We start from the raw sequence: 25,129 nt of genomic DNA, 5'->3' as shown, positions 1-25,129 counted from the left end.
GGATGTGTGCAACTCGCGGAAATCGCCGTTTAGTCAAACAGATTGGACGTTGTCCGCTTGAACAGCTTCCACCAGCCAGCCTTATTCACATCCTGCGGAGCCTGAATATCGAACTCCTTAATGACGTCATTACCCTGATAAACCACCAGTTTACCTATACTTTGCCCAGCCTTGATCGGAGCTTTCAATTCTTTGGCGACCAGCAATTCATGCCGAATGTCATTGGATTTGGCTCCTTTGCGCATCAGCACACTATAATTTTGCGTGGCATTCAGAGGCAATTCGGCAACTTCACCTTTTTCGATCTTCAGACTTCCCAGCAGATCCCCTGCCTTGTAGAGCGCCTTCATCGTATATTGACTAAACGCATAGTCAAACATCGAAGACACTTCACTGTTCCGTGTTTTGGTATTTGGTTCACCGAGTACCACGGAAACGACACGCAGTCCATCTTTGGACGCTGTTGCGGACAAGCAGAATTTCGCTTCGGATGTGTAACCTGTTTTCAAACCATCTGCCCCTTCATAAAAACGAACCAGCTTGTTTGTATTCACCAGCCAGAATGGCTTTTCCGTATCTTTGCGAAGGTAATCCTGATATGCACCGGTGTACTTCGTAATCCCGGAATGCTTCAACAGTTCACGGCTCATGACGGCAATGTCATGGGCGGAAGAATAATGATTATCGACCGGCAGGCCGTTACAGTTGGCAAAATGAGTATCCTTCATGCCAAGCTCCTTCGCACGCTCATTCATCAGCTGTACAAAGGCTTCTTCCGAGCCAGCGATCTTCTCAGCCATCGCTACCGAGGCATCATTGCCCGAAGCCATCGCGATCCCTTTTAACATATCATCTACCGTCATTTCTTCCCCAGGCTCCAGGAAGATCTGCGAACCGCCCATGGAAGCTGCATACTCGCTTGTTCTTACTTTGTCCGTCAGCTTCAGCTTGCCTGAGTCGATCGCTTCGATCGTAAGCAGCATGGTCATAATCTTTGTAATGCTCGCTGGAGGCAGCTGATCATGACTGTTTTTCTCATAAATAACCGTTCCCGTATCTGCATCCATTAAGATCGCAGAGCGCGCCGACGGGGCCAGATCAGTTCCTCCCGCTGCCTTCGGTGTTTCTTCAGCCAATGCTGTTGATGCCATAAGGGACAGCAGGATACAAAGGGTCATGAACGATGCCATTATTCTTTTCTTCACAAGGTTACCTCCTCAAATGACTTGCTTACTGCATGTTCCATGCATGTACTGCTAATCATTGTCGGCCCGTTTCCAGTAAATTATTCCATGTAAAGCATGATTTCCCGAACTTTTATTGAAAATGTGGTCATAGCCAAAAAAACGCACTGTACTCAAGGAATGAGTAACCGTACGTTCAACACAACAAAAAAAGGTTACCCCCCGATGATTTCTCATCCAAAGAGGTAACCTTATCTACTCAAATCTTGCTTACATTTGTGGAATAACTGCCACTACCAGCGCCAGGAACGACTCACGCACACGTTCCGTCGTCTCCATAACCTCATCATGTGACAGTGGCTGGTCCAGAATTCCGGCAGCCATGTTGCTGATACAGGAAATACCGAGTACTTCCAGGCCCGCGTGGCGTGCCACAATCACTTCAGATACAGTGGACATGCCCACTGCGTCTGCGCCCAGTGTACGCAGCATTCTGATCTCTGCCGGTGTCTCATAGTTCGGACCGAGCATACCTGCGTATACCCCTTCACGTACGTTAAAACCTTGTGATGCCGCCGTATCCTTCGCCAGCGCACGCAAACGGCGGCTATATGCTTCGGACAGATCCGGGAAACGCACGCCCAGTGCAGCGTCATTTGGTCCGATCAGTGGATTTTTGCCTGTGAGATTCAAGTGATCCGAGATCAGCATCAAGTCTCCAGCTTCATACGACGTATTCACGCCGCCTGCAGCATTGGTTACAAGCAGGCTGCTTACACCCAGTTCTTTCATAACCCGTACCGGGAAAGCTGTCAATTCCGGACCATATCCTTCGTACATGTGGAAACGGCCTTTCATCATCACGACTGGACGACCTTTAATGGTTCCGACCAATAGTTCACCTTCATGTCCTTCTACTGTGGACACTGGAAAATGCGGAATATCCTGATAAGCAATACTTACGCCATCTTCAATCAGTTCTGCCAGTACGCCAAGACCTGAACCCAAAATCAAACCGACTTCCGGCTTGATGGAGCTTTTGCTTTGAATATAAGATGCTGCTTCCGAAATCATTTGTTGGTTTAATGCTGTCATGCGATGTATGTTCCTCCTTGAGTTGAAACGATCCGTCTTATGTATAACGGCGTTTGGATGTATTCAATTTATTTTATCCTAAATCGGCCCAATGTTCCGCATTTATTTGTGAAGGCCATGCGTCAAAATCTATCTTGCCCTCGGATGATGGGTTTCATAGATTTCTTTCATGGTTTTGCGACCATGATTGCCATATTGTTGTCCAGGCTGCTCCACATGACCCAGCATGTCTTGAACCGCACGTGTATCCGCCCCATTGGCAATCAGGTGTGCTGCAAAGGAGTGACGCAGCGTATGCGGCGTAATTTCTTCCGAGATTCCTGCGTCCACCGCCGCTTTTTTGAGCAGCTTCCAGAAGCCCTGCCGGGTTAAACGTCTGCCAGATACATTCACGAATAGTGCCTGCTCGTCCGAATCGGTTTTGAGCAACTTGTTGCGGAATTCCTCCACATATACACTTGCCCAATGTGCAGCTGGTGCACCAATGGGAAGAATGCGTTCCTTGCCCGCCCCACCACATCGTATAAAGCGCATCCCTGGCTGTACATCCCGAATGTCAAGGGCAATCAGTTCCGAGACCCTAATGCCTGTAGCATATAACAGTTCAAGCATCGCTCGATCTCTCACACCCTGCGGTGAACGAGTATCAGGCGCTGTCAGCAGTTGTTCGATCTCTTGGATACTTAACACCTGTGGTGGCGTCTTGTCCGCCTTGGGAGCTTCCACATCAAACGTAGGGTCCTGTATAATATCACCCCGTCGCATCAAAAAATGAAAGTAGGAGCGCAGAGATACGATGCTGCGGGCAATGGTTGCATTGGCACGTCCTGCCTGTTTGAGCTGACCTGCAAACAGGACGACATGTGTACGTCTGACCTGGTCGGCTTCGCGTATGCCATATTCCTTATCTGCAAATTCAATGAACTTGTCCACGTCTCGGAGATACGATTCAAGCGTGCTGCTCGACATCCCTTTATCATCTTCCAAGTATAAGGCATAGGCGTGTATCGTCTGTTTCATGTACAACGCTCCTCAACTGACAGATCTGCCGCTCTGGCAGACTGCTCCCGTATTTGCATCCCTGGCTGTTCGAAGCTACTCCCCGTACCAATAGAACAAACGGAGACGCTCTGCCATCGTAGGACGTCCTTCTCCATTACCCGGCCAATCCGTTTCCTGAAATACTTTGATTGCATTGCCAGTCGGCATCTGATACTGATCCACAGGTGAGATCCAGCCATTAAACAGATCCAGAACATGATAGAACAGATAAACTAATGCAGCAAAAAATATAATAAATCGAATAAAACGGAGCCCTCTCCGCACTGATATAATCATGGGCGCGTCCCCTCCTGATTCGAATCCGGTATTGTCCTTGAATCAGGGTATGTCCATAAACACAGGTTTATGCCATTCGGGGGAAACTCCAGATCATGTCCGGTGCCAAAAAAGCTCTCCCGTCAAAACCGCCGGTGAGAGCTTGAAGATATGCTATGTTATTCTTCATCTTTGGGTTTCTGTTCATTTTTAGCTTTGCAACGATAACAAATTCCATGAAAGTCCAGTCGGTGATCTACTACCGAAAAGTTGAATTCCCGCTCCAAACGCTCTTCAAGCGGTCCAAGCCAGTCTTCACGTATTTCATCCATACTTCCGCATTGAACACAGATTAAGTGATGATGGTGATGCTTGGATGTATCTCCGCGCAGATCATAACGCGCTACACCGTCGCCGAAGTTGATTTTCTCTACAACATGCAGCTCACTCAGCAGTTCGAGGGTACGGTACACGGTTGCCAGACCGATTTCGGGAGCCTTTTCTTTAACGAGCATGAATACATCTTCTGCGCTCAGATGATCTTCTTCATTCTCAAGAAGTACTCTTAAGGTGGCTTCCCGCTGGGGCGTTAATTTATATCCTTGGGACTGTAGTTGCTGCTTAATTTTATCAATCCGTGCTTCCATTTTCTCCCTCCCCCTAGGAAATCACTGCACACTGCAACTTAACCCACTCTTTTCATTATAGGGGGAGTGCGTAATTAAAGTCAACATTTTACACTATACGGTGCACGTTAGGCCGGTAGTAACATTGGCGTGACCCAACGCATCATTGCAGGTGTAACCCATGTTTCAAAAGACGCCACGCCGAGCAGCAATGCAGCCATAACCAAAGTTAACACTATATATGAAGCAAAAGGCCTTTGTCGACCAGGTGTTCGCTGCATCAAAACACGATTACGAATGATGTATAACGAGAACGTCATCGCCGCTACACTGCAGATCAGGAGGATCGGAATGACAAATAGATTATGCGGTGCCACGGACACCAGTGCAAACAGTAGCCCTTTCCAGGAATACTGTCCAACAAGGTACCCCACTGTGAATCCAATGAGCACACCTTTCAAAAAATCCAGAACCAGTATACCGGGTAGTCCAACGACGGATAAACCCAGAATAAAGATCAGACCCACCCATTTCAGATGGAGCATGGCAATGTCCCAATATGCCCCGGTCTCAGTCACTTGTGCACTGTGCTGCACGGTCATGAAGAAATTACCGAGATAACCCTCCAGATCCTGACGTTGCTCGAGAGACAATGCGTTCACCATGAGCGCGCCAAAAATGACGCCGACCAGAAACAAGACGGCCACGAATACATATAACGAAGTCTGACCTTTAAATGTAAAGTAGGAAGAGCGCATACAGGTACGAGTCCCCTTTCCGGTATCATGCTGCAAGGATTCTCATTTACATCCTCATAGTCATTCTTATGAACCGGAATGCACCTGTATGACTTCTTGTCCAGATTGGACCTCTGTATAGCGAAAGCTATATGAGTTGAACTAAAGATTATTTACACCGGTCACTCCGAGGCTTTTTCCTGAACAGCAACCTTTCCGTACGTACCGCCACCTCCGGAGGACAGCTCCAGTTGTCCGTTCCGTGCAGCCACAATCAAGCCTGCCAGCACAGGTCCAACAACCGCAGCAAGCTCTTCCTCACGCGTGCGATGAAGTACGTTCATTTCTGTACCAAAATGGTCCAGTAGCTGGCGCAGTTTGGCTTTGCCAAGTCCCGGGATGAACTCCAGTGGCACCTGATAATGATAGGCTGGTCTGTTTGCAGGAACATGAGGATTCTCTCGATCAGAGATCGCCAGGATGCGATCCAGCACCCCCTGCACCAGCTTCAGACTGCCACAGTGCGGACAGCGCTCTGCTGACATCGCTTGCTCATCCATAATGCTGCCACATGCTGCACAGTAGGTACGATGATATTTGCCCAGCCTTGGATTCAGTCCATAATTGGCCGCAATTTTCCTGCCGGCTTCTCCTTGAAGTGCCATACGGAATTCATCAAAAGAAGGGGCAGCAACTTGCAGCTCGTTATACTCCCGTCCAATCTTACCGAGCGAATGAGCATCCGAATTGGTCAGAAACGGTACATGATCCAACTCCCGAATATAACTGGCCATGGATGAGTCCGAGCTTAACCCCAGCTCTACCGCATCCACGAGACGGGTATCCAGTACATCGCCCATACGGGACGCCGTACTGCCATAGATGCCTTTATGCGGTGTAAATACATGTGCAGGAACAATAAGTCCACCACGTGCCTTAATCTCCGCCTGCATCTCAAGAGCGGGCACGTAGACCCGCTGAGAACTGAGATTCACATTTTTCATATAACGTTTCATCCAGTCCGTGAAGGACTTCATCGTTTTCAAATCACGGAAGTACGCCAGCATATGGAACTCACGCATTCCAGGCTCGCGCAACTCAATCTCTGTACCCAGCAGAATGGTCGTGTCCTGGTAGGCAATACCGCCGCCCTCAATCTCGGACATGGTGCCACTCTCCAGCAATTGCTCAATATCCATCTGTACAACCGGAGAATGACAATCAATAACACCAAGTAAATGAATTCCTTTGCGATCCGATGCTTCCCGGGCAATATTCTCAAATGTCAGATCACGACTACCACTGATTTTAACAGCCTCACCCCGAGAGGTTCGTCCAATGTGGATATGCAGGTCTGTATAACAGGGCTTCCACGTCGTGGACGTTTCCAGTTCGTCTTGCATGCCTAGAACCGTCCTGTCGTTCTGTAAAGGTCCCACGCGTACACGGCCATCATCGTTTTGGCATCGCTAATCCGGTTCTCGTCCATAAGCGCATAGGCTTCCTCCAGAGTTATTTCGGCAACTTCAAGGAATTCATCTTCGTCCAGCGCCATGTCCCCTGCTTCCAACTCTTCAGCGATGTAAAGATGAATGATCTCATCTGCGAACCCCGGTGACGTGTAAAACGAACGCAAATGACGCAGCGACTTGGCTACATATCCCGTCTCTTCTCGCAATTCACGTGCTGCGGCAACTTCCGGCTCTTCTCCCGGGTCCAGTTTTCCCGCAGGAATCTCCACTTCGGTGCGTCCCATTGCCTGACGATACTGATCCACAACAAGCATGCGATCCCCATTCAGAGCGAGTACAGCTACCGCTCCAGGGTGCCGGATTATCTCACGTGTAGCCGTCTGGCCATTCGGTAGTTTAACGGTATCGACTTGAAGCGAAATTACTTTGCCCTCGAAGATTGGCTTAGTGGATACGGTCACTTCATCTAGTTTTGGATTGGCAGGTTGCGCCGCGTGGATGGATTGGGCAGATTGGTTTGGTTTCATTGGTTCTTCAACTCCATATCGTAGGATTATATATTTGGTTAATGTATATATCTCTGATTTTGGGCATATGGTGAGCGTATAGAACTCTCACAGCAAATATAAACGAATCAGGGGGACTTTCAATGAATAGTTATATGACGCCTCAATCCTTACACGTGGTAGGACAAGCCCGGCAAGTACAGCTCATACTCAAACAATGGTTGCGCGAGTGGGGCCCGGATGCCAAGTTAATCGATCTCCTCGCTGGACGCAAATGAATGGGTAATCGATCCATTGTTTCATTTTTGACCCTAAATTAACTCCCTTGAAATATAACATGAATTCACAAAAAGTCCGAATCCGTACAAACCGGGTTCGGACTTTTGTTTAACAACATGTGAGGTAACATGTGCTCTATATTATTTCTTGTCAGCTGCCGTTTCCTGAATAATAGCTACGACTACCTGGGATAACTTCACAATGTCTTCGGCACGAATACGTTCTTTGGTTGTATGAATATCTTCATACCCTACCGCCAGATTCACTGTCGGAAGGTCGAATCCGTTAAAGATATTGGCATCACTGCCGCCACCGGAAGCAAACGTACTTGTCTCCAGCCCAATACTGCGGATGGCACGCTGTGCAAGTTGTACAACTTCGTGTTCATCATGGAAGCCAAATGCAGGGTAAAGGATCTCACTTCTGAATTCAGCTGTTGCACCGTATTTGCGACATGTCGTTTCCAACGCGTCACGCATCTGTGCAACCTGCAATTCAACTTTCTCCTGCACAATACTGCGAGCTTCCGCTTCAAGCTGTACAAAGTCACATACCACGTTGAGTGCTGATCCACCTTGGAATTTACCGATGTTCGCTGTTGTCTCATCATCAATTCTGCCCAGTGTCATCGCAGCAATAGCTTTTGCGGCAACCTGAATGGCGCTGATCCCGTCTTCCGGATTCACGCCAGCATGGGCGGACTTACCATAGATGCTCATTTGAATTTCAGCTCTGGCTGGTGCAGCAACACAGATCGTGCCTACAGCTCCATTAGAATCCAGCGCATAACCGAACTCGGCATCGATATCCTTCGGATTCATTGCACGTGCGCCCACCAGGCCAGACTCTTCGCCGACCGTAATGACAAATTGAATTTTACCATGTGGAATCTTGTTTTCCTGGATCACACGAATCGCTTCAAACAATGCCGCAATCCCTGCTTTGTCATCTGCTCCCAGGATCGTTGTTCCATCACTGCGGATCCAGCCATCTTCACCCAGTTCAGGCTTGATTCCCTGTCCCGGCGTCACGGTGTCCATATGACATGTGAAAAAGATCGGTGCAACCCCTTCAGTTCCTTCAGCTTCCCAAGTAATGACGAGGTTTCCGGCGCCATGTCCGGTTTGCTCCATGGTATCATCCTCATAGACATGAAGCCCGAGATCTGTAAACTGTTCTTTTAACACCTTGGAGATGTTCTGTTCATTTTTCGTTTCACTATCAATCTGCACCAGTTCCATGAACTGATCGATAACACGTTGTTGTTTAATCATAGGACTTTCCTCCCTCTCGTAGATACGGTACAATACAATTACTATGGCTTGTTTACTTTATGTTGAAAGGAGTTCTCTCATCATGCAAAAAAAGAAATGGTTCAAAATCATCATCTATCTCATGCTGATCGCCATGATCGGGTCCACCCTTTTCATAGCTCTCGAACCGTTGCTGTTTGGATAGCAACCTAAAGCCTTTCGACGACCTGTTTACAGACGTTGAAGGGCTTCTTTTTCCGTGACCCAATTAATTTGATATGGAAAAATACGATTAAAGTACGGAACAATCTCCTGCGCTACTTGCTCCACCGCATAGGACTTGCCCGTTATATCCTCCAGTGAGGTAACGCCATACTGTTCAATCCCACAAGGAACAATCCCCTGAAACCCTGCATGTTGAATGCCTGAGCTGATGTTAAAAGCAAACCCGTGACTGGTCACAAAACCGCGGCGGTGTTTGCAACGATTAAACTTGATGCCGATTGCAGCAATCTTCATATCACCAATCCACACACCCGTGTAACCCTCTTTGCGTCCAGCTTCAATGCCCTGGTCTGCGAGATAATCCATAAGCACCTGCTCAAGTTTCCGCAGATAGCCGTGCAGATCCAGGTCTTCATCCCGACCAAGAATCAATAACGGGTAACCTACCAACTGGCCCGGGCCATGATAAGTAATATCACCGCCACGGTCAATTTGAAACAAAGAAATCCCTTGCTCACGCAACTCTTCCGGACTGAGAAGCAGATGCTCCGGATGATTTTGTGAGCCGATCGTATACGTTGGTGGATGCTGTAAAAGCAGCATCTGCTCCGCTCCCTCGCCCTCGTCCAATCGCTGCACAATCGCTTTCTGGCGGTTCCAAGCCTCTTCATAATCAAGCATTGGTATGTATGCAACATCCAGCGGCTTGCTCATGATTCCCCACACCCTTCTGCTTCAGGTTCAGTGTACAATTGAGCACCTGTCCGTAGACAGCAGGAAAAGTGCACGGCCTCCGGCACATACACTTTCCCGACAACTATTTACTTAATACACCTTGGTCTCCATGGTATATCCTTCAAGGTTTTCTTTGACACGTTGCAAGAAACGTCCGCTGATTACACCATCCAGGATTCGGTGATCCAACGACAGACACAGGTTAGCCATCGAACGAACAGCGATCATATCATTAATAACCACTGGTTTCTTGACAATCGACTCGAATGTAAGAATCGCTGCCTGTGGATAGTTAATGATTGGCTGGGACAGGATCGAACCAAATGAACCGGTGTTGTTCACCGTGAACGTACCACCTTGCATATGGTCCAGCTTCAACGTACCTTCACGTGTTTTGCGAGCCAGTTCATCCACTTCACGGGCCAGACCTGCTATATTTCGCTGATCGGCATGTTTGATTACGGGTGTAAGTACGGAATCTTCGGTTCCTACCGCCATGGACAGGTTAATGTCCCGTTTGACGATAATTTTGTCCACTGCCCATACCGAGTTCATGATTGGGTAGTCTTTAATCGCGTTAACGACTCCCTTCATCATGAAGGACAGATATGTCAGATTGATGCCTTCCTTACGCTTGAACTCATCCTTGAGTTTATTGCGCAGCATCACAAGATTGGTTACGTCCACTTCGATCATTGTCCATGCATGCGGGATTTCCGATACGCTTTGACGCATATTCCGGGCAATGGCATTACGCACAGGGGTAACATCGATGAAATACTCCGATCTTCCCTGGCCGCCACCTTCCACTTCGATCTGTGGAATTTTCGGACTTTCGGTTAGATGAATGCCTGAATGTCTCACAGGAACACCTGCATCAGACGCTGAGATCGCTTCTCCAGCGGTTAAACCCATTTCTCCATTTCCACGATTCACTCCGCTGAATGGAGAAGCAGACGGCACACCAGAAGGTGTTTGCTGTGCTACAGGAGATGATGCTGGTGCAGACGATCCAGCCGCGTTACCTCCCTGTGCAACAAATGTCAGCACATCTTTGCGGGTAATACGACCACCGGCACCGGTGCCTTGGATGCTTTGCAAGTTCAAGCCATGCTCTGCTGCCAAGGATTGCACTGCCGGGGAATACCGATTACGCATCGGCTGGTTCGGATCATGTCCTGCTGTATTTGACGCGGCAAGAGGAGTGGGGCTCGCATGTTGCTGCACTTGCTCCTGTTGCTGCGATACTTGTGTTACTTGCTCAGCCGCTTCTTCGTCAGAAGCTGCGACCTGCATGCGGCAGATTGCTTCACCAACAGCAATCGTTGTGCCCTCTTCCACCAAAAGGTCACCCATAATTCCATCCACAGTGGATGGAATCTCGGCATTAACTTTATCAGTGATTACTTCACAGATCGGCTCGTACTGTTCCACACGGTCGCCCGGTTTTTTCAACCATTTGCCTATGGTAGCCGAGACCAGCGATTCCGCCAATTGCGGCATAATGACCTCGATCCATTTCATACGTTCAGCCATTTGATTATCACTCCAAACTTTACTTTTAAACGATCCAAAAAACGAAATTAAAACTCGGCAAGTGTACGCATTGCTGCTTTGGCTTTGTCCTTGCTCAGCATGTAGAATTTCTCCAATGTTGGGCTAATTGGCATGGCCGGCACATCAGGTCCGCAGAGACGCTGAATCGGTGCATCCAGTTCAAATAGACATTCCTCACTAATAATCGCGGCAACTTCGGCACCTACACCACCCGTTTTGTTATCTTCGTGTACGATCAGCACTTTGCCTGTCAGACGAGCGGAAGCAATAATTGCTTCACGATCCAACGGTTGCAATGTGCGCAGATCGAGAACGTGTGCTGTAATGCCTTCTTCACGCTCCAGCTCCTCAGCAGCCTGCATGACAAAATGCAGCGGCTGACTGTAACCGATCACCGTAATATCCGCACCCTCACGAAGTACGTTGGCTTTACCAATCGGAACGATGTAATCATCTTCAGGCACATCTTCCTTGATAAGTTTGTAGCATTTTTTATTTTCAAAAAAGAGTACCGGGTCCGGGTCGCGAATAGCGGCCTTCAGCAGTCCCTTAGCATCGTATGCCGAGTAGGGAGCTATAATTTTCAGACCAGGCGTACCAAAGAAAATCGATTCCGGACATTGGGAGTGATACAACCCACCGAAGATCCCGCCACCAATCGGCGCACGGATAACAATCGGACAGCTCCAGTCATTGTTGGAACGATAGCGAATTTTTGCCGCTTCACTAATGATCTGGTTGGTTGCTGGCAACATGAAGTCCGAATATTGCATTTCGGCAATCGGCTTCATGCCATACATCGCTGCACCAATCGCAACACCTGCAATAGCAGATTCAGACAATGGTGTGTCCATCACTCGCATTTCGCCAAACTGATCTTGCAGCCCTTTAGTTGTGGTAAACACACCACCTTTGAGACCTACGTCTTCACCAAGGATAAACACATTTTCATCCCGTTCCATCTCTTCTTTCATCGCGAGACGGATTGCATCAATATATTCCATCACTGCCATACTTACCGTCCCCCTTCTTCGCTGTCCGCATAAACGTGCGTCAGAGTGTCCTCAGGTTTAGGATATGGCGCGTTGTCTGCATATTCAGTTGCTTCTTTCATTTCCAGCGCAAGCTGGGAAGCCAGATCCGCATCCCGGGCTTCGTCCCAGATGCCGCAATCGATCAAGTAGTTCTTCATACGAGGAACGCCATCTTTCTTCCAGTTCTCCTCAACTTCCTCTTTGGTCCGGTAAGCCAGATCATTATCGGAGGTGGAGTGAGGTGACAACCGATACATCATCGCTTCAATCAGTGTCGGGCCTTCTCCGGCTATGGCACGGCGACGCGCTTCCTTCACTGCAGCATATACTTCTAATGCATCGTTACCATCTACACGAAGTCCGGGGAACCCGTATCCTTGTGCTCGATCGGATATTTTGCCGCTCAACTGTTTGTGAATCGGTACCGAAATTGCATATTGATTGTTCTCACACATAATAATGACAGGCAATTTATGCACACCTGCAAAGTTGGCTCCCTCATGGAAGTCACCCTGATTGCTTGATCCTTCGCCAAACGTAACAAAAGAAACAAATTCTTGCTTCTTCATTTTGGCAGCCAGTGCAAATCCAACAGCGTGCGGAACCTGTGTTGTAACCGGGCTGGAACCCGTCACAATCCGCAGCTTTTTGTGACCGAAGTGACCCGGCATTTGCCGACCGCCACTATTCGGATCTTCTGCCTTCGCAAAAGCAGACAACATCAACTCACGCGGAGTCATGCCTACCGCCAGTACAAAACCGTAATCGCGGTAATAAGGTAAATAATAATCGTGATCCCGATCCAGACCAAAAGCAGCGCCTACTTGCGCAGCTTCCTGTCCTACACCGGATACGTGAAAGTTAATTTTGCCAGCCCGTTGCAAGAGCAAGCAACGCTCGTCAAACTTACGCGCGAGCAGCATGTATTTGTACATATCCAATACTTCACCATCGCTAAGTCCCAGCTGTTGATGCCGGTGGACCGCGTCTGCAGTACCTTGTGAACTCATATGAGGTACCTCCTTTTAATCAGAGCCTGTGCCACTCTTACTACCCGATCTTATAACCTGGTACTAAGACTTGGCTTAACCTTATTATAATCCCTTTTACCCAAAAAAGGAAAGGACCTTTCTCATAAGCTTGTTTGGCTTACATTCCAATGGCCTTTCCATCGACCGCCAACATGGCTTCACCCATAATTTCCGACAGAGAAGGGTGCGGATGAATGGTTTGTCCGACTTCCCAAGGTGTGGCATCCAGCATCTGAGCCAGAGAAGCCTCAGCGATCAATTCCGTCACATGGGTGCCAATCATATGTACCCCCAATATATCATTCGTCTTGGCATCTGCGATCACCTTCACGAATCCATCCCGACTTCCGTGAATAAGCGATTTGCCAATAGCCGAAAATGGGAACTTGCCTGTTTTAATATCATAGCCACGTTCTTTGGCTTCACGCTCGGTGAATCCGATGCTTGCTGCTTCCGGACGTGTGTACACACAGCGCGGGATACGGTGGGATTCTACGGCATGTACCGTTTCGCCCGCCAGATGATCGACAGCGAGAATGCCTTCATGACTTGCGGCATGTGCAAGCTGTAAACCGCCGATGCAGTCACCAATGGCGTAGATGTGACCTTCACCGGTCTGTAACTGTTTGTTCACAGCGATGAACCCACGCTCCAGTTTGATATCTGTATTTTCGAGTCCGATATTTTCGACATTAGCTTGACGTCCAACCGACACGAGCATTTTCTCCGCTCTTAGCGTTTCCTGCTTATCTTCACCAAGCTGCACATCAATCTGAATGCCCTCTTGATCCGTGTTATATGTTTCGGTTAGAACGGTGGCACCTGTCAGGAAACGGACACCTCGTTTGCCGAGCAATCGCTGCATTTCTCTGGCAACATCCTCATCCTCGGCAGGCAACACATGAGCAGCTGCTTCTACTACTGTGATGTCTACGCCAAAGTCATTCAGCATGGATGCCCACTCCAGTCCAATCACACCCCCACCGACAATGACGAGTGATGTAGGAAGTTCATCCATACGCAGTGCTTCGTCGCTGCTCATTATGAATTTTCCGTCCGGTTCCAGGCCCGGCAGCACACGAGGACGCGAACCAGTGGCAATGATGAGATTGGTTGGAACTACCGTATCCATCTCGCCATCTTCAAACTCCACAGCGACTGCTCCGCTCTGTGGTGAGAAGATGGATGGTCCGATGACGCGACCTTTCGCGTGTACAACCTGGATTTTATTTTTTTTCATCAAATACTGAACGCCCTGATGGAGCTGTTCGACAATTGCATCCTTGCGCGCCTGTACTTTGGGAAATACAAGGGTAGCTCCAGCTGTCTCGATACCATACGTCTCACTCTCCTGAATCTCAGCGTATACTTCCGCACTTTTCAGCAAAGCCTTACTCGGAATACAGCCACGATGCAGACAGGTACCGCCAAGCTTGTCCTTCTCAATGATAACAACCTGTTTTCCCAGCTGTGCAGCCCGGATCGCGGCTACATATCCACCAGTTCCTCCTCCAAGAATTGCAACATCACATGTAATTGGCATCTCTCATGCTCTCCTCTATGAATCAAATTTCAATATAATTTATGATAGCTTAAATCATGGTTTAGCTTATACCCTCTATATGCCATTGTACTCTCCTTGAGCGGTCAACTCAAAGTTTGAACCAATCACACATGGACAGCCTATGCATTCCAAGCTATGATGGAATCAGGTATGATCTGTAAGCGTAACCTTTATTTAATGTCGACTTTGGCAGAAAGGGTATAATGCTCATGAATACAAGATTGGTCTTTGCGCGATTTTTGGCAATTGTTGTTCTGGTCATCCCCGGGTTAATGGCAATGAAGGGTTTTCTGATGATGAAAGATGCCCTGTTCCTATATTATGCCGAGCACGGGAACGAACTGATTTCACCAGGATTCCAGTGGCTTTCCTTTGGCGGTGGACTTGTCCTTTTTGCCGCAGGTATGAGTTTTCTGGGAGGCTGGATCCTGTTCCGTGACCGCAAGCGTAATTATGTAGGTCCCCGTTTCCGGTCCAAAAGTGTACCCGAAAAAGCAGAGACGCCCGGAAGGACTCCATGAGTCCGGGCTTTTTGTGTGTTTATACAACACACCGCCTACTTTACATAGACAGGATGGATCATCATGGTATCATTTCTAATCACGTTACAACGATTGCTCAAAGGCATTTTCCATGCGTTCAAAGACCCTAAGTTTCTGGCTCTGTTCGCGTTAACGGCAGCAACGTTGCTGTCAGGCACTTTATTTTACACTCGTGTTGAAGGTCTGCACTGGATCGATGCGTTATACTTTTGTGCGGTTACCCTGACTACGGTGGGACATCCTGAATTTGTGCCAACCACCGGATTCAGCAAAGCCTTTACCGTAATCTACATGTTTGCAGGCATTGGTCTCACCTTTGCCATGATTGCCAGAATTACAGCAGGTATTCTGTTCCCTCGCAAATTAAAGACAGAAGAGGACCCGGAGTAATCTCCGGGTCATTCGTATAAGGCATCCCGCAGTTTGGTAGACATACGTGATTCTTTGGAAGAAGACTTCAAGATCGTTCTACGCAAGGTAAGGTTACTTGCCTGCAGTCTCTCCGCTTCTGCGAACAGTTCTGCAAATAACGCCTGCGCCGCTTCATTTAGAGATCCCTGTTCTTTTAGGCTTTCATATCGCTCTTGAAGTGATGTTAATGCTTCACTCATACTAAACACCTCTTTTCACAACTCCTGTTAACTAGCTGCCGTAACCAATACCTTAACAATCCATATAGTAACACAAAGCTGCGCAGATTAGTTCTGGCTCTTTCCAAAGATTTTGTGGTACTCTGTAAAGGTCGCTTTTTTTGTTGAATCCCGTATGTGAGAGGAGTAGCAGCACCGTGCAAACAGGACGTATTACCGTAATTACTGGACCCATGTTCAGTGAAAAATCCGGTGAACTCATTCGCCGTTGTCAGAAATTAATACAATTTGGCCGTAAAAAGGTTGTGGCCTACAAACCAGCCGAGGATAATCGGTTTGCCCAGGACGAGATCGTAAGCCGAATTGGTTATCGACTCCCTGCCCATTCCATTCCCCGGCAATTAACCCCGGAATCCGTAGAAATGATCTTGAACCAAACCATAGATGCTGATGTTGTTGCATTTGATGAAGTACAATTTTTCAGCAGTGCCATTATGGAACTTGTCTCGGAGTTAGCGTATTGTGGCAAACATGTCATTGTGGACGGACTTAATATGGATTACCGTGGTAAGGAATTCGGATATGTCGGCGGTTTGCTTGCCATGGCAGACGACATTGAGAAACTCTCGGCTTTCTGTGCGGTATGTGGCAGCCCGGATGCAGCCTTTACGCAACGTATCGTCAATGGGGAGCCTGTTACCTTGGGTCCGGTTGTCATGATTGGCGATTCAGAAGCTTACGAGCCACGCTGTCGTTGCTGCTTCATTCCTCCTCACAAAGTTGAATGCTCATCATAATTTCTAAAAGATCGATCTTAGATTTCTTCCAAAAAGGCCCCTTGGGGCTTTTTTTGTTATAGAAGTAACATCGCACAAAAAAGCACCGCTTCGCAGCGATGCTTCCAGAGTCACTTCCCGCTAGTCCCGGGAAACAAAATATTTGTTGGTCATGTAGTAAGCGTCACCACGCGACGTTTCCACCATTCCTTTTTTGGCATCCAAAAATACAATTTCTTTACACTTTGTACAGTACCATTTTGTGCGCTTGTATGGGGATTCCGTCACATAAGCCGTGCCACATTTACAATCAATCTTCATTAATAACTCGGTTGATTTATAAGCACTGGACAAGCGTTCCAGGTTATCCTGCTGCTGTGTAGGCATAATGGTCTGTTGATAATCCGATAAATGATTTTGAACCTTGAAGTCTGCTACCAATCCTGCATTCAATCCAAAAAACTCCTTGCCGATTTCGGTCACGAAGCGCTTCTCATTTCTGTAGCAATCCAGCCACTCAATAATCTGCTTATTAGACAGTGGAACCGTACCCTTGATACCGCTGTTTAAGGTGTAGGTCATGATGTATAAAGTATCGTCTTGTCTACCTGAGTACATTAGAATCCTCCTTCGAATACATTTGCTAATGTACTACAAAAACGCGCATAAATCAAAAAAATCTTATTTCCTGAGCGCATCTCTTCTTATTAAATGGGAAACATTCCACGTTCATCCGCCAAAGACTTACAAGAACTGCATACACCTGAAACATTTCCCTGTGGCGCCGCATAATGCACGACCGATTTAACGTTTTTCTTGCATATGGAACAGTAGTGCCTCCTTTCCTTTTTTGGGATATAGTCCGATAGCTTAACCACGTTTTTGTTCGGTCGGAATCGTTGTAAGAAACCCGGCCATTTCATCTCGCTTCACTCTTTCTTGTTCGTCTACTTCGTAGTCATTTTTTTCTCTGGGCTAATAATCATCTCGTCTTTTTTTATGTATACGATTCCAAGTTGTGCGTGCCTATCTCATAATCTATTCGACGTTTTGGGCGTTTTTCCTGTTTTTAATCTCTACACATATAAAAAAAACCGACAGAACCTGCTCTCCTTTTTTCGGAAGAACAGTATTTTAGTCGGTTCCAGCCTTATTTATAAAAAGTTCCCAGAACGTCCAGCTCTGATGAGCGCTCAATTCGAAATGGATAGATATAACCCTGATTCATTCGGGTAAATTTGCGGCTCCACAGATCCAGTCCCGATGTGAACTGATAGGCCTGATATATAAACTTGGAGCAGTAATTGCGCTCAATACTGCGCAGATTGGTCTGCAAACGGTAGAATTTTACCTGCTTGTAATGGTCATGTACCCACCCGGCTGCTTTCATTCCTGCCTCATTCAATCTGGAACGGAATACAATGAAGCGATCTCCTTCATAAAACCTCGTGAGATACCACTCTAATGAATCAGCAAATACAGGCCCATAAGGGTGCACATGATACACCTTGCCGTCGAGACCAATAATGCCCATATGCCCGGCATAATAAGTTGATTCCGAGCTTGGCGTGTACACAATATCCCCTGGCTCTAGTTTCATTTCGCCCAACACGTTAATAGGCAAGTCCTGATGCAGCCGTTTGGCTGCTGAACGTTCACGCCGCCCTTCAACCAACAAGCGATGAAGCGCACCAGCAAGTGCAAGATACATTTCAGACCATTTGATCTTTTTTTTATCAGATCGTTTGAACCACCGCTGGATGAAGGTGAAACCTCGTTGTGGCTGTGATCCCTTTTTCATACGCTGCACTCCACTCTGATCTAGTTATTATTTCTTGATGTTATTCTACAGTTTCTCAGGCTTATTATAGACATTTGATAGTGTATATTCAATTCGTTAGCCGTTGTGTCTGGTGAAATTATGCCTTCTTATTAACCATTTTATGCAAAAAAAGATGACTTCGGGATTAAATTAACCCGAAGTCATCTTAACGTATGCAAATGCAGACCTTTATTCTTCTACAACACCAAGGGCTTTATTTTTCTCTTTAAAGCGACTGTTATGGGAAGAAACATAAGCCACTTTTTCCGCTTCAGGGTCCATGTATAGCTTCGCACTGTTTACCGCTAGGGCTGCATCTGTGAAAGTACCCGCAATCAGGTACAGTTTGCTACCATAATCTACAAAATCGCCTGCGCCAAACACGCCGGGAATATTAGTTTGCAATCTCTCCGTTGTAGTGACATGCCATTCGCCAAGATCAAGTCCCCAATCCCGGATTGGACCAAAGTCACTCTTCATGCCGTGATTTACAATGACAGCATCTACTTCAAGCAGTTCAGTTTCGCCTGTGTCCACGTGTGAGATAGTCACCTGTTCAATCACATCACCACTCATACTATGCAAGGTCTCTACCGCATATGGTGTACGGACATCTACAGAGGATTCTCTCATACGCAGTACATTACGCTCCAACCCGCCAAAGCGGTCACGACGATGCACAACCGTAACTTGCTCTGCCAGGGCTTCCAGTTCATTCGCCCAGTCCACAGCAGAGTCGCCTCCACCCGAGATCAACACGCGTTTACCACGGAATGGCTCCAGTTCTTGCACGGTATAGTGGAGATTGCTAACCTCGTAACGGTCTGCACCTTCAAGCTCCAACTTGGCCATTTTATATATACCATATCCGATTGCCATAATGACGGTACGTGTCCAGTGTTGTTCACCTGTTGCAGAAGTTAACAGAATCGTGCCATCAGGTTGACGCTCGAATCCTTCGATCTGTTGTTCAAATACGAGGGTTGGCTCAAAAGTTCTTGCCTGTTCTTCCAATTGTTTAATCAGATCTTCACACAGAATTGGCGTCACACCCCCGACATCCCAGATCATTTTCTCCGGATAAAAGAGCATGCGACCTCCCAATCTGTCACGTGCCTCAATCAACTTGGTCTTCATATCTCGCATGCCGCTATAAAAGGCAGAGTACATGCCCGCAGGGCCACCGCCGATAATGGTTACATCATAAAGTTCCAACTGCTGATTCATATTAAAAATACCTCCGTTAATTCGATCCAGAACATCGAGTATTTGATATCGATTCTCATTATCACTTAAATCCTAGTGTAATGGTAATCTTATCAAATTACAATGGCTAAAAAACAAACATTTCTTGCACAAAAATTTCACGAACAAATCCGCTCTTTACTATTGGGCTCTTGGAGCCGCCAACAGCTTTTCAACGACAAAATCAATTTGTTTATTGATTGAATAGATATCCGAATAGTAGAAGAAATCAAAATCAATTTCAATTAGGCGACCTTCTTTAACAGCCGGGATGCTGCTCCATATTGGATCATCCGTAAGGTTATCTGCCCCTTCATACACCGAACGAAACACGTAGTCCCCGATATATTCAGGCAGTACTTCCATGGATAGATTAGAGCCTCCCGCTTCCGAAACTACATCAATTTTCTTTTGTACCACTTCAGGTGCTTTCATCCCCAAGTATTCATATAGTGCCTGAGATCCTCGGCCATATTGCTTGCTCTCTACAACGACCATACCTTTCAAACCGCCCTCCACAATGGAAACCGTTTTGTCCAATATGCCTGCATCTGCTAGTGTTTGCTTACTCTCTTCGACTTTGCTATTAAGATTATTGATTATTGTCTCAGCTTCCTGTTCTTTTCCAAAAATACTCGCTATACTCTGGAGTCTTTCTTCTGTTGTCATTTTCTCGTATGGAATATATACCGTAGGTGCGATATCCTTTAACAACGTATACGTCTCTTCAGAAGGAACAATGATCAGATCCGGATCAAGATCAATGACAGCTTCAGGATTCGGTTCGAACCAGGTACCTAGTGAATTTACACCTTCAAGCTCACTCTTGTAGGCAGCCCCGTTGAATACTTCAGATGTAGCAATTGGCTTAATTCCAAGCGCAACGACGTCTCCCTGGAGATATAGTACAACAACCCGTTTCGGATTCGCTGGAACAACTACGTCGCCCTTAACGGTTGAGACCGTGCGTGTTTCATTGTCTTTGTTTGTCTGGCTTCCTGTGTCTGATGATACTGCCGTACTGCTGTTATTGGAACTGGCACCCGTTCCTTCGCCAGCTGCTGGTGTTGTTGCTGTACCTGAAGAGCAGGCTGCGAGGAGCATCGTTATGCTCAATAATGCAACCATAATCATACTGGAACTTGTTTTTCTTCTTTTCATTGGTGTAGACCCTCCGTCTATATATTGATAATGATTCTCATAATCAATATATCCCGACTTCCATCTTCGGCCAATGGACGATTCAGAGATTACCAATGGACGATCCTCTGCTCTCGCTTCTTCTCTTATCTTTCTTTGATACTGAATCGGAGAGATTCCCACATGTTTTTTGAAGATACGACTAAAATAATACACATCCGAATAACCCACTTCTGCTGCGATTTCACTCAGCGTTGCATCAGATCGCACAAGCAGATTTCGAGCCTTGGCGATTCGAGTCTGAATTAAATAATCAATGGGACTGTAACCCGTCTGTCGTTTGAATTGCATGGATAAATGTCGGGAGCTGTAGTTAAACTGTTCAGCCAGGAAATCAAGCGTGACCTGTTCTCTATAATGATTCTGTATATAACGAAGTGTTTGTTTCACCGGGTCAGCAAGCTCTGTTTTGATCTCCTGCTCTGCCAACTGAACCATCATTTCATGAATGAACTGGTAAAATAAACTTTTGGTATGAAGCAGATCCAGACTGCCAGATTGAATCCATGCACCCTCAAGCTCATCAAGGTAACGTAATAACCCCAGCGGACTACTCGGTGCAAATCCATATTGCAAAGAGAACGGTGCAACTTCCGGCTGTGCCAATAACCACTTTTTACGATAACTAGGAAAGGCAAGGAATGCTCTGTAATAGAGCAGAATATATTCGAAATCTTCGTTGGTTTGGATATCCAGTGAAGATCCTTTGGCCCCATGAAGCATGTAGAACCGCTCTGCCTTGTATGTTTGTCCATCCAATTGAAGCACAGCCGATCCTCGAATCGTATATATAAAACCATTTGCCGGAAGTGTGTAGGAACTAAGTTGTGCCCCTGCCTCCATAACAATTCGGCGTATATCCAGAACCTTAACAGCGGCATGATTCCAGCATTTCATCTGTTCGTCTAATTGCATCGAATACTCTCCAATCCCAACCTCACCCGGAACAAAGGCCTTACAAGGTCATCATTCTGCCACACATCCGATAACATATGCGTAGCAGAGGTTCACTAATATACCTTTATTATAAATGATAATAATTTTCATTATCAACTGAAATTTAGAGTGGGATTGGATTTCATCTCATCAAGCACTTGTTAGACTTAATTTGGTTCAGAGATCTTCGTAAACCACGCGGCCAATTCCTCTGTTTGATCCAATGTTGCAATCGGGTCAAAGTACCATGAACGATCCGGGCTCCAGATAAACACACGATCATTTTTAACCGCATCCAGTGAACTCCAGACCGGTTTCGATTTCAACTCTTCCAGGGTCAGATTATCTGCTGTTAGAATAATGTAGTCTCCGGCAAACTCAGGAATCGCTTCCGATGAAACTTCAACCAGTTGATCCTTCATTAAGATCTCTTTTTTATCTGCAGGAGGATTCAAACCAAGCGCGCTGTAGACTGCCTGACCTCCCCGACCAAAATTATCACCAAAGGCCAACGGTGCTTTATCATAGAACTGCATGACCGACACCTCGGCCTGCGGATCAATTGCCTCACCAACACGTTTCTTGGCATCTGCAATTCTTGCGTCATAATCGGCTAACCATACCTCAGATTCTTTTTCTTTATTTAGCACTTCACCGAAATAGGCAATTTCTTCGTGGGTGTTTTTCAATTCGCCATAAGGTACAACCAAGGTAGGTGCAATCTTGCTAAAGGAATCAAATAAATCAGGATTACCTGTCACAATGAGATCCGGTTCAAGTTCCAACACCTTTTCGAGAGAGATGGTTTCATATTCACCAATATTCTGCACGCCCTCAAGTGATTTGATAAAATAAGGATTTTTCAGGTTCATCTCGGGTGTACCCACAGGTTTGATCCCCAGGGCGATCAGACTTCCCAGATACAAGTCAACCACAATCCGTTTAGGTTCAGCAGGGATTGTAATATCTCCCTTCACCGTTGAGATTATACGTGGTTCAGATGTTTTGGTGTGATTATCCGCTGTTACTGTGTTTGTGGAACTTGATGTACTTTTGCTTCCAGAAGCATCCCCGCTCGAATTACTGGCAACACCTGTTGAGCAGGCACTTAGCAGTAACGTAAGACTTAGTAAAATGCTAAGCAGCATTCCCGTTCTTGTCTGTCTGTTCATATTTATTGACCCTCCGTGTTTATATTGATAATGATTATCACCATCAGTATAAACATACCTTCCACTTCCACCTCTGAAAATGTCATTTCGCGCCACACCTGATGTCAGATCAGGCCAATTTAGAGGTGCTGAGGTCTTTTCTTTAAATTGCAGAGGAGAAAGACCTGTATGTTTCTTGAACATACGTCCCAAATAATATCCATCAGGATAACCGATGCCTGCTGCGATCTCATCCAATGTGGCGTCCGTTTGCAGCAACATCTCTTTGGCTTTGAACAAACGAAACTGAATCAGATAATCGATGGGACTGGTTCCAGTCGACTGTTTGAACTTGCGTGACAAACTTCTTGGGCTGGTGCCAATCATTTCTGCCAAAACATGAAGTGTAAGTGGCTGGGTGTACGAAGACTCTACAATTTCAATGACTTTGCTGACCTGATCCAACATACTTGGATAGCGATTGGATACACGAGGAATCTGTGATGAGATCTGCTCCACAAATGCATAGAACAAACTCTTGGCCTGAAAGTGCTGAATAGGGTTCTTTTGATCCCACAAAAAGTGCATCTTTTTCCATTGCTCATATAGAATGGTTGGCATATCGGGGGTAAAGCCATAGTTCATTTGGAACGGATTGATACGCTCCATTAACCTTCCCAGATCATTTCTCCCTCCACTAGGCAGGTTTGCTTTGTACATCAAGTAATATAGGCGCAATCCGGATTCGCCTGCTTGAATCACCAACTTACTCCCTTTTCCCCCATGGAAAATATAAAAGCGACTCACTTCATATGTTTGATTGTCAATCGTCACTCCAGCATCACCCTGAATGGTGAGTACAAAGGTACTTGTCGGAAATTTGTATTTCATCTCTTCATATGCCTCTAATTCCATGTAACGGATATCTGTTATACTCACCGCAGCATAGTTCCAGAGGATATAATAATCATTCCACATTTTGCTAACCCATCTCCGTCTACATAAATTGTGTCTGAACTTCCACTCACTTATTGATAACCATTATCAATTATTATGATGAAGTACGCAATACAACCGATCTCAATGAATCCATTCAGAAGAAAAAAGAGCTATTCAAATCCTTCTCTTAACATCCGATATATGTAAATAGAACCATGATAAAGCGGAGAAGGAGAACAGAGGATATGAATTCAATCTCATCTGCAACCAAAAGCAGTTTCACTCCCGGGAATCAAGTCTCCAATCGGGATAAAGAAATTCAGGGACTCATGCAGCAGAAGATCCGGCTCAATGAAGAAATGCAAGGTGTAAAAACCAATGACGAGTTGGATAACAAAACCAAAGCTCAGCGAATTAAATCCCTAACAAGCTCCATTTCCCAGATCGACAACCAGATTGCCCAAATTAAAGCTGAAGAATTGCAAGAAAAGAACAAATTAAGACAGCCTGAAAAGACTCAACAGCAACAACCCAAACCAACCGACGAGACACAAGCCCCTTCAATGGATCATCTAATTAAACATAGTCAGACTTATGATCAATTGGGTAAGCTGGTCGGTTTGCGTGATCGCATGCAGAGCTCCATTCAGACCACCGAAGGAGAAACCCGCTTTGACCGACTTGTTCTCGAGATCAATCCTCCCGCAAATGATCTTGATCTAGGCAAATCAATGATGTTGGAAAATTCAGAACGCACCGTCTTTCAGGCAAAGCGAGAGACCGTCCAGGACATCAACTCCCAGTTAAATAAGGTCAATCAGAAGATTGGGGAACTGGTGGAAGAGATCCATCAGCCCGTACCTAAAAAAGGAGTACAACCACCTATCTCTGCAACATCTGGAGAAGAAGAACAGGAAGTAAATGAAGGAAAGAAAACGGGAAGTAAGGAGCACCCATCAGATGGCGGAACCACAGATCAGGAATCAGGAAATGGTCCGCAAACTACGGCTTCTACATCTCCTGCTGCTTCATATCCATCCGTTGATATTCGAATCTGATACGCATTGATCAAACATACTTATATGTATACATACTGAGCTTAAAGATTAAAATCGCTCGTTTGCTACACAACCTTTGACTCGCATCCAATGATAGAACCGCTATTACAGGTGACTAACTCCTGATAAGTAGCGGTTTTTCTGTATTTTAACGTTATGGGTATAGAGGCGAAGCCTCAGCTTCCGAAGAAGCTTTCTTACAGAAAGCTTTTAGACCCACATCTTCAAGTTCTCTCTGTCCTCTACGTTCTCGAA

At 46.3% G+C, this 25,129-nt stretch carries 26 protein-coding genes; 6 read left to right on the top strand and 20 right to left on the bottom strand.

Going from position 1 to position 25,129, the window contains the following annotated elements:
• Nucleotides 1-29 precede the first annotated feature (29 nt).
• From MKY28_RS06610 to MKY28_RS06575, 8 genes are all read right to left on the bottom strand, one after another.
• Nucleotides 30-1,151 carry a D-alanyl-D-alanine carboxypeptidase family protein gene (locus MKY28_RS06610; protein WP_235193874.1) on the bottom strand — a complete coding sequence of 374 codons (1,122 nt, stop codon included), beginning with the start codon at nt 1,149-1,151 and terminating at the stop codon, nt 30-32.
• 303 nt (nt 1,152-1,454) lie between these two features.
• The gene (locus MKY28_RS06605) at nt 1,455-2,279 is read right to left on the bottom strand and encodes a purine-nucleoside phosphorylase (RefSeq protein WP_036607861.1); all 825 of its coding nucleotides are present in this window, start codon (nt 2,277-2,279) and stop codon (nt 1,455-1,457) included.
• A 129-nt stretch (nt 2,280-2,408) separates the two neighbouring features.
• A complete protein-coding gene (locus tag MKY28_RS06600; protein ID WP_036607863.1) occupies nt 2,409-3,299 on the bottom strand; it encodes a tyrosine recombinase in 891 nt (296 codons plus the stop codon).
• Between the two features lie 75 nt (nt 3,300-3,374).
• Nucleotides 3,375-3,617 (bottom strand): DUF4227 family protein, encoded by a 243-nt coding sequence (locus MKY28_RS06595; RefSeq protein ID WP_017687632.1) that lies wholly within the window; start codon nt 3,615-3,617, stop codon nt 3,375-3,377.
• Nucleotides 3,618-3,775: 158 nt separating this feature from the next.
• Complete coding sequence (gene fur / locus MKY28_RS06590) at nt 3,776-4,243, bottom strand: ferric iron uptake transcriptional regulator (RefSeq protein ID WP_036607866.1); 468 nt, start codon at nt 4,241-4,243, stop codon at nt 3,776-3,778.
• Nucleotides 4,244-4,350: 107 nt separating this feature from the next.
• Nucleotides 4,351-4,980, bottom strand: coding sequence for a stage II sporulation protein M (gene spoIIM, locus MKY28_RS06585; protein ID WP_017687629.1), 630 nt, complete (start codon nt 4,978-4,980; stop codon nt 4,351-4,353).
• Nucleotides 4,981-5,141: 161 nt separating this feature from the next.
• A complete protein-coding gene (locus tag MKY28_RS06580; RefSeq protein WP_340935365.1) occupies nt 5,142-6,362 on the bottom strand; it encodes an endonuclease Q family protein in 1,221 nt (406 codons plus the stop codon).
• 2 nt (nt 6,363-6,364) lie between these two features.
• Nucleotides 6,365-6,958, bottom strand: a complete 594-nt coding sequence (locus MKY28_RS06575; protein ID WP_051447058.1) for an NUDIX domain-containing protein — start codon at nt 6,956-6,958, stop codon at nt 6,365-6,367.
• A 122-nt stretch (nt 6,959-7,080) separates the two neighbouring features.
• Between MKY28_RS06575 and MKY28_RS06570 the strand changes: the two genes are divergently transcribed.
• On the top strand, nt 7,081-7,215 hold the full coding sequence (locus tag MKY28_RS06570) for a Z-ring formation inhibitor MciZ (RefSeq protein ID WP_100527202.1): 135 nt from the start codon (nt 7,081-7,083) through the stop codon (nt 7,213-7,215).
• A 141-nt stretch (nt 7,216-7,356) separates the two neighbouring features.
• Here MKY28_RS06570 and MKY28_RS06565 read toward each other — a convergent pair whose 3' ends face one another.
• Nucleotides 7,357-8,490, bottom strand: a complete 1,134-nt coding sequence (locus MKY28_RS06565; RefSeq protein WP_047843589.1) for a M20/M25/M40 family metallo-hydrolase — start codon at nt 8,488-8,490, stop codon at nt 7,357-7,359.
• Between the two features lie 82 nt (nt 8,491-8,572).
• On the opposite strand from MKY28_RS06565, the gene prli42 reads away from it, so the two are divergent.
• The gene (gene prli42, locus MKY28_RS06560) at nt 8,573-8,674 is read left to right on the top strand and encodes a stressosome-associated protein Prli42 (protein WP_017687624.1); all 102 of its coding nucleotides are present in this window, start codon (nt 8,573-8,575) and stop codon (nt 8,672-8,674) included.
• 26 nt (nt 8,675-8,700) lie between these two features.
• On the opposite strand, the gene lipB is transcribed toward prli42, so the two are convergent.
• The 5 genes from lipB to lpdA form a co-directional block, all read right to left on the bottom strand.
• Nucleotides 8,701-9,408 (bottom strand): lipoyl(octanoyl) transferase LipB, encoded by a 708-nt coding sequence (gene lipB, locus MKY28_RS06555; protein ID WP_036607873.1) that lies wholly within the window; start codon nt 9,406-9,408, stop codon nt 8,701-8,703.
• Nucleotides 9,409-9,519: 111 nt separating this feature from the next.
• A complete protein-coding gene (locus MKY28_RS06550; protein WP_076327948.1) occupies nt 9,520-10,965 on the bottom strand; it encodes a dihydrolipoamide acetyltransferase family protein in 1,446 nt (481 codons plus the stop codon).
• Between the two features lie 47 nt (nt 10,966-11,012).
• A complete protein-coding gene (locus MKY28_RS06545; protein WP_017687621.1) occupies nt 11,013-11,999 on the bottom strand; it encodes an alpha-ketoacid dehydrogenase subunit beta in 987 nt (328 codons plus the stop codon).
• Nucleotides 12,000-12,001: 2 nt separating this feature from the next.
• Nucleotides 12,002-13,030: a thiamine pyrophosphate-dependent dehydrogenase E1 component subunit alpha gene (locus MKY28_RS06540; RefSeq protein WP_017687620.1), complete on the bottom strand. Its 1,029-nt coding sequence runs from the start codon at nt 13,028-13,030 to the stop codon at nt 12,002-12,004.
• A gap of 139 nt (nt 13,031-13,169) precedes the next feature.
• Nucleotides 13,170-14,594, bottom strand: a complete 1,425-nt coding sequence (gene lpdA / locus MKY28_RS06535) for a dihydrolipoyl dehydrogenase (protein WP_340935364.1) — start codon at nt 14,592-14,594, stop codon at nt 13,170-13,172.
• 224 nt (nt 14,595-14,818) lie between these two features.
• On the opposite strand from lpdA, the gene MKY28_RS06530 reads away from it, so the two are divergent.
• A complete protein-coding gene (locus MKY28_RS06530) occupies nt 14,819-15,136 on the top strand; it encodes a DUF2627 domain-containing protein (RefSeq protein WP_017687618.1) in 318 nt (105 codons plus the stop codon).
• Nucleotides 15,137-15,199: 63 nt separating this feature from the next.
• Nucleotides 15,200-15,547 carry a potassium channel family protein gene (locus MKY28_RS06525; RefSeq protein WP_036607883.1) on the top strand — a complete coding sequence of 116 codons (348 nt, stop codon included), beginning with the start codon at nt 15,200-15,202 and terminating at the stop codon, nt 15,545-15,547.
• An 8-nt stretch (nt 15,548-15,555) separates the two neighbouring features.
• Here the strand turns inward: MKY28_RS06525 and MKY28_RS06520 are convergent, their stop codons facing one another.
• A complete protein-coding gene (locus tag MKY28_RS06520; RefSeq protein ID WP_076327950.1) occupies nt 15,556-15,768 on the bottom strand; it encodes a hypothetical protein in 213 nt (70 codons plus the stop codon).
• Nucleotides 15,769-15,944: 176 nt separating this feature from the next.
• On the opposite strand from MKY28_RS06520, the gene MKY28_RS06515 reads away from it, so the two are divergent.
• A complete protein-coding gene (locus tag MKY28_RS06515) occupies nt 15,945-16,544 on the top strand; it encodes a thymidine kinase (RefSeq protein WP_017687615.1) in 600 nt (199 codons plus the stop codon).
• A 120-nt stretch (nt 16,545-16,664) separates the two neighbouring features.
• On the opposite strand, the gene MKY28_RS06510 is transcribed toward MKY28_RS06515, so the two are convergent.
• The 5 genes from MKY28_RS06510 to MKY28_RS06490 form a co-directional block, all read right to left on the bottom strand.
• Nucleotides 16,665-17,141 carry a hypothetical protein gene (locus MKY28_RS06510; protein ID WP_017687614.1) on the bottom strand — a complete coding sequence of 159 codons (477 nt, stop codon included), beginning with the start codon at nt 17,139-17,141 and terminating at the stop codon, nt 16,665-16,667.
• A 532-nt stretch (nt 17,142-17,673) separates the two neighbouring features.
• The gene (locus MKY28_RS06505; protein WP_036672336.1) at nt 17,674-18,324 is read right to left on the bottom strand and encodes a hypothetical protein; all 651 of its coding nucleotides are present in this window, start codon (nt 18,322-18,324) and stop codon (nt 17,674-17,676) included.
• 210 nt (nt 18,325-18,534) lie between these two features.
• Entirely contained in the window at nt 18,535-19,572 is a 1,038-nt protein-coding gene (locus tag MKY28_RS06500; RefSeq protein ID WP_047843595.1) for an NAD(P)/FAD-dependent oxidoreductase, read from the bottom strand.
• A gap of 159 nt (nt 19,573-19,731) precedes the next feature.
• Complete coding sequence (locus MKY28_RS06495) at nt 19,732-21,705, bottom strand: AraC family transcriptional regulator (RefSeq protein ID WP_340935363.1); 1,974 nt, start codon at nt 21,703-21,705, stop codon at nt 19,732-19,734.
• A 188-nt stretch (nt 21,706-21,893) separates the two neighbouring features.
• Nucleotides 21,894-23,855, bottom strand: a complete 1,962-nt coding sequence (locus MKY28_RS06490) for an AraC family transcriptional regulator (protein WP_340935362.1) — start codon at nt 23,853-23,855, stop codon at nt 21,894-21,896.
• Nucleotides 23,856-24,061: 206 nt separating this feature from the next.
• Between MKY28_RS06490 and MKY28_RS06485 the strand changes: the two genes are divergently transcribed.
• Nucleotides 24,062-24,874 (top strand): hypothetical protein, encoded by an 813-nt coding sequence (locus MKY28_RS06485; protein WP_340030809.1) that lies wholly within the window; start codon nt 24,062-24,064, stop codon nt 24,872-24,874.
• Nucleotides 24,875-25,129: the final 255 nt, after the last annotated feature.

Origin of the sequence: Paenibacillus sp. FSL R5-0473 (assembly GCF_038004565.1) — a bacterium.
Classification (GTDB): domain Bacteria; phylum Bacillota; class Bacilli; order Paenibacillales; family Paenibacillaceae; genus Paenibacillus; species Paenibacillus amylolyticus.
Note: the sequence above shows the minus strand (reverse complement) of the source record. Positions and strands in the feature narration are given on the sequence as shown.

Coding starts and splice junctions, on each gene's coding strand:
- MKY28_RS06610 (WP_235193874.1), bottom strand. CDS start 1,151: ATGGCATCAACAGCATTGGCTGAAGAAACACCGAAGGCAGCGGGAGGA.
- MKY28_RS06605 (WP_036607861.1), bottom strand. CDS start 2,279: ATGACAGCATTAAACCAACAAATGATTTCGGAAGCAGCATCTTATATT.
- MKY28_RS06600 (WP_036607863.1), bottom strand. CDS start 3,299: ATGAAACAGACGATACACGCCTATGCCTTATACTTGGAAGATGATAAA.
- MKY28_RS06595 (WP_017687632.1), bottom strand. CDS start 3,617: ATGATTATATCAGTGCGGAGAGGGCTCCGTTTTATTCGATTTATTATA.
- fur (WP_036607866.1), bottom strand. CDS start 4,243: ATGGAAGCACGGATTGATAAAATTAAGCAGCAACTACAGTCCCAAGGA.
- spoIIM (WP_017687629.1), bottom strand. CDS start 4,980: ATGCGCTCTTCCTACTTTACATTTAAAGGTCAGACTTCGTTATATGTA.
- MKY28_RS06580 (WP_340935365.1), bottom strand. CDS start 6,362: ATGCAAGACGAACTGGAAACGTCCACGACGTGGAAGCCCTGTTATACA.
- MKY28_RS06575 (WP_051447058.1), bottom strand. CDS start 6,958: ATGAAACCAAACCAATCTGCCCAATCCATCCACGCGGCGCAACCTGCC.
- MKY28_RS06570 (WP_100527202.1), top strand. CDS start 7,081: ATGAATAGTTATATGACGCCTCAATCCTTACACGTGGTAGGACAAGCC.
- MKY28_RS06565 (WP_047843589.1), bottom strand. CDS start 8,490: ATGATTAAACAACAACGTGTTATCGATCAGTTCATGGAACTGGTGCAG.
- prli42 (WP_017687624.1), top strand. CDS start 8,573: ATGCAAAAAAAGAAATGGTTCAAAATCATCATCTATCTCATGCTGATC.
- lipB (WP_036607873.1), bottom strand. CDS start 9,408: ATGAGCAAGCCGCTGGATGTTGCATACATACCAATGCTTGATTATGAA.
- MKY28_RS06550 (WP_076327948.1), bottom strand. CDS start 10,965: ATGGCTGAACGTATGAAATGGATCGAGGTCATTATGCCGCAATTGGCG.
- MKY28_RS06545 (WP_017687621.1), bottom strand. CDS start 11,999: ATGGCAGTGATGGAATATATTGATGCAATCCGTCTCGCGATGAAAGAA.
- MKY28_RS06540 (WP_017687620.1), bottom strand. CDS start 13,030: ATGAGTTCACAAGGTACTGCAGACGCGGTCCACCGGCATCAACAGCTG.
- lpdA (WP_340935364.1), bottom strand. CDS start 14,594: ATGCCAATTACATGTGATGTTGCAATTCTTGGAGGAGGAACTGGTGGA.
- MKY28_RS06530 (WP_017687618.1), top strand. CDS start 14,819: ATGCTCATGAATACAAGATTGGTCTTTGCGCGATTTTTGGCAATTGTT.
- MKY28_RS06525 (WP_036607883.1), top strand. CDS start 15,200: ATGGTATCATTTCTAATCACGTTACAACGATTGCTCAAAGGCATTTTC.
- MKY28_RS06520 (WP_076327950.1), bottom strand. CDS start 15,768: ATGAGTGAAGCATTAACATCACTTCAAGAGCGATATGAAAGCCTAAAA.
- MKY28_RS06510 (WP_017687614.1), bottom strand. CDS start 17,141: ATGTACTCAGGTAGACAAGACGATACTTTATACATCATGACCTACACC.
- MKY28_RS06505 (WP_036672336.1), bottom strand. CDS start 18,324: ATGAAAAAGGGATCACAGCCACAACGAGGTTTCACCTTCATCCAGCGG.
- MKY28_RS06500 (WP_047843595.1), bottom strand. CDS start 19,572: ATGAATCAGCAGTTGGAACTTTATGATGTAACCATTATCGGCGGTGGC.
- MKY28_RS06495 (WP_340935363.1), bottom strand. CDS start 21,705: ATGCAATTAGACGAACAGATGAAATGCTGGAATCATGCCGCTGTTAAG.
- MKY28_RS06490 (WP_340935362.1), bottom strand. CDS start 23,855: ATGTGGAATGATTATTATATCCTCTGGAACTATGCTGCGGTGAGTATA.
- MKY28_RS06485 (WP_340030809.1), top strand. CDS start 24,062: ATGAATTCAATCTCATCTGCAACCAAAAGCAGTTTCACTCCCGGGAAT.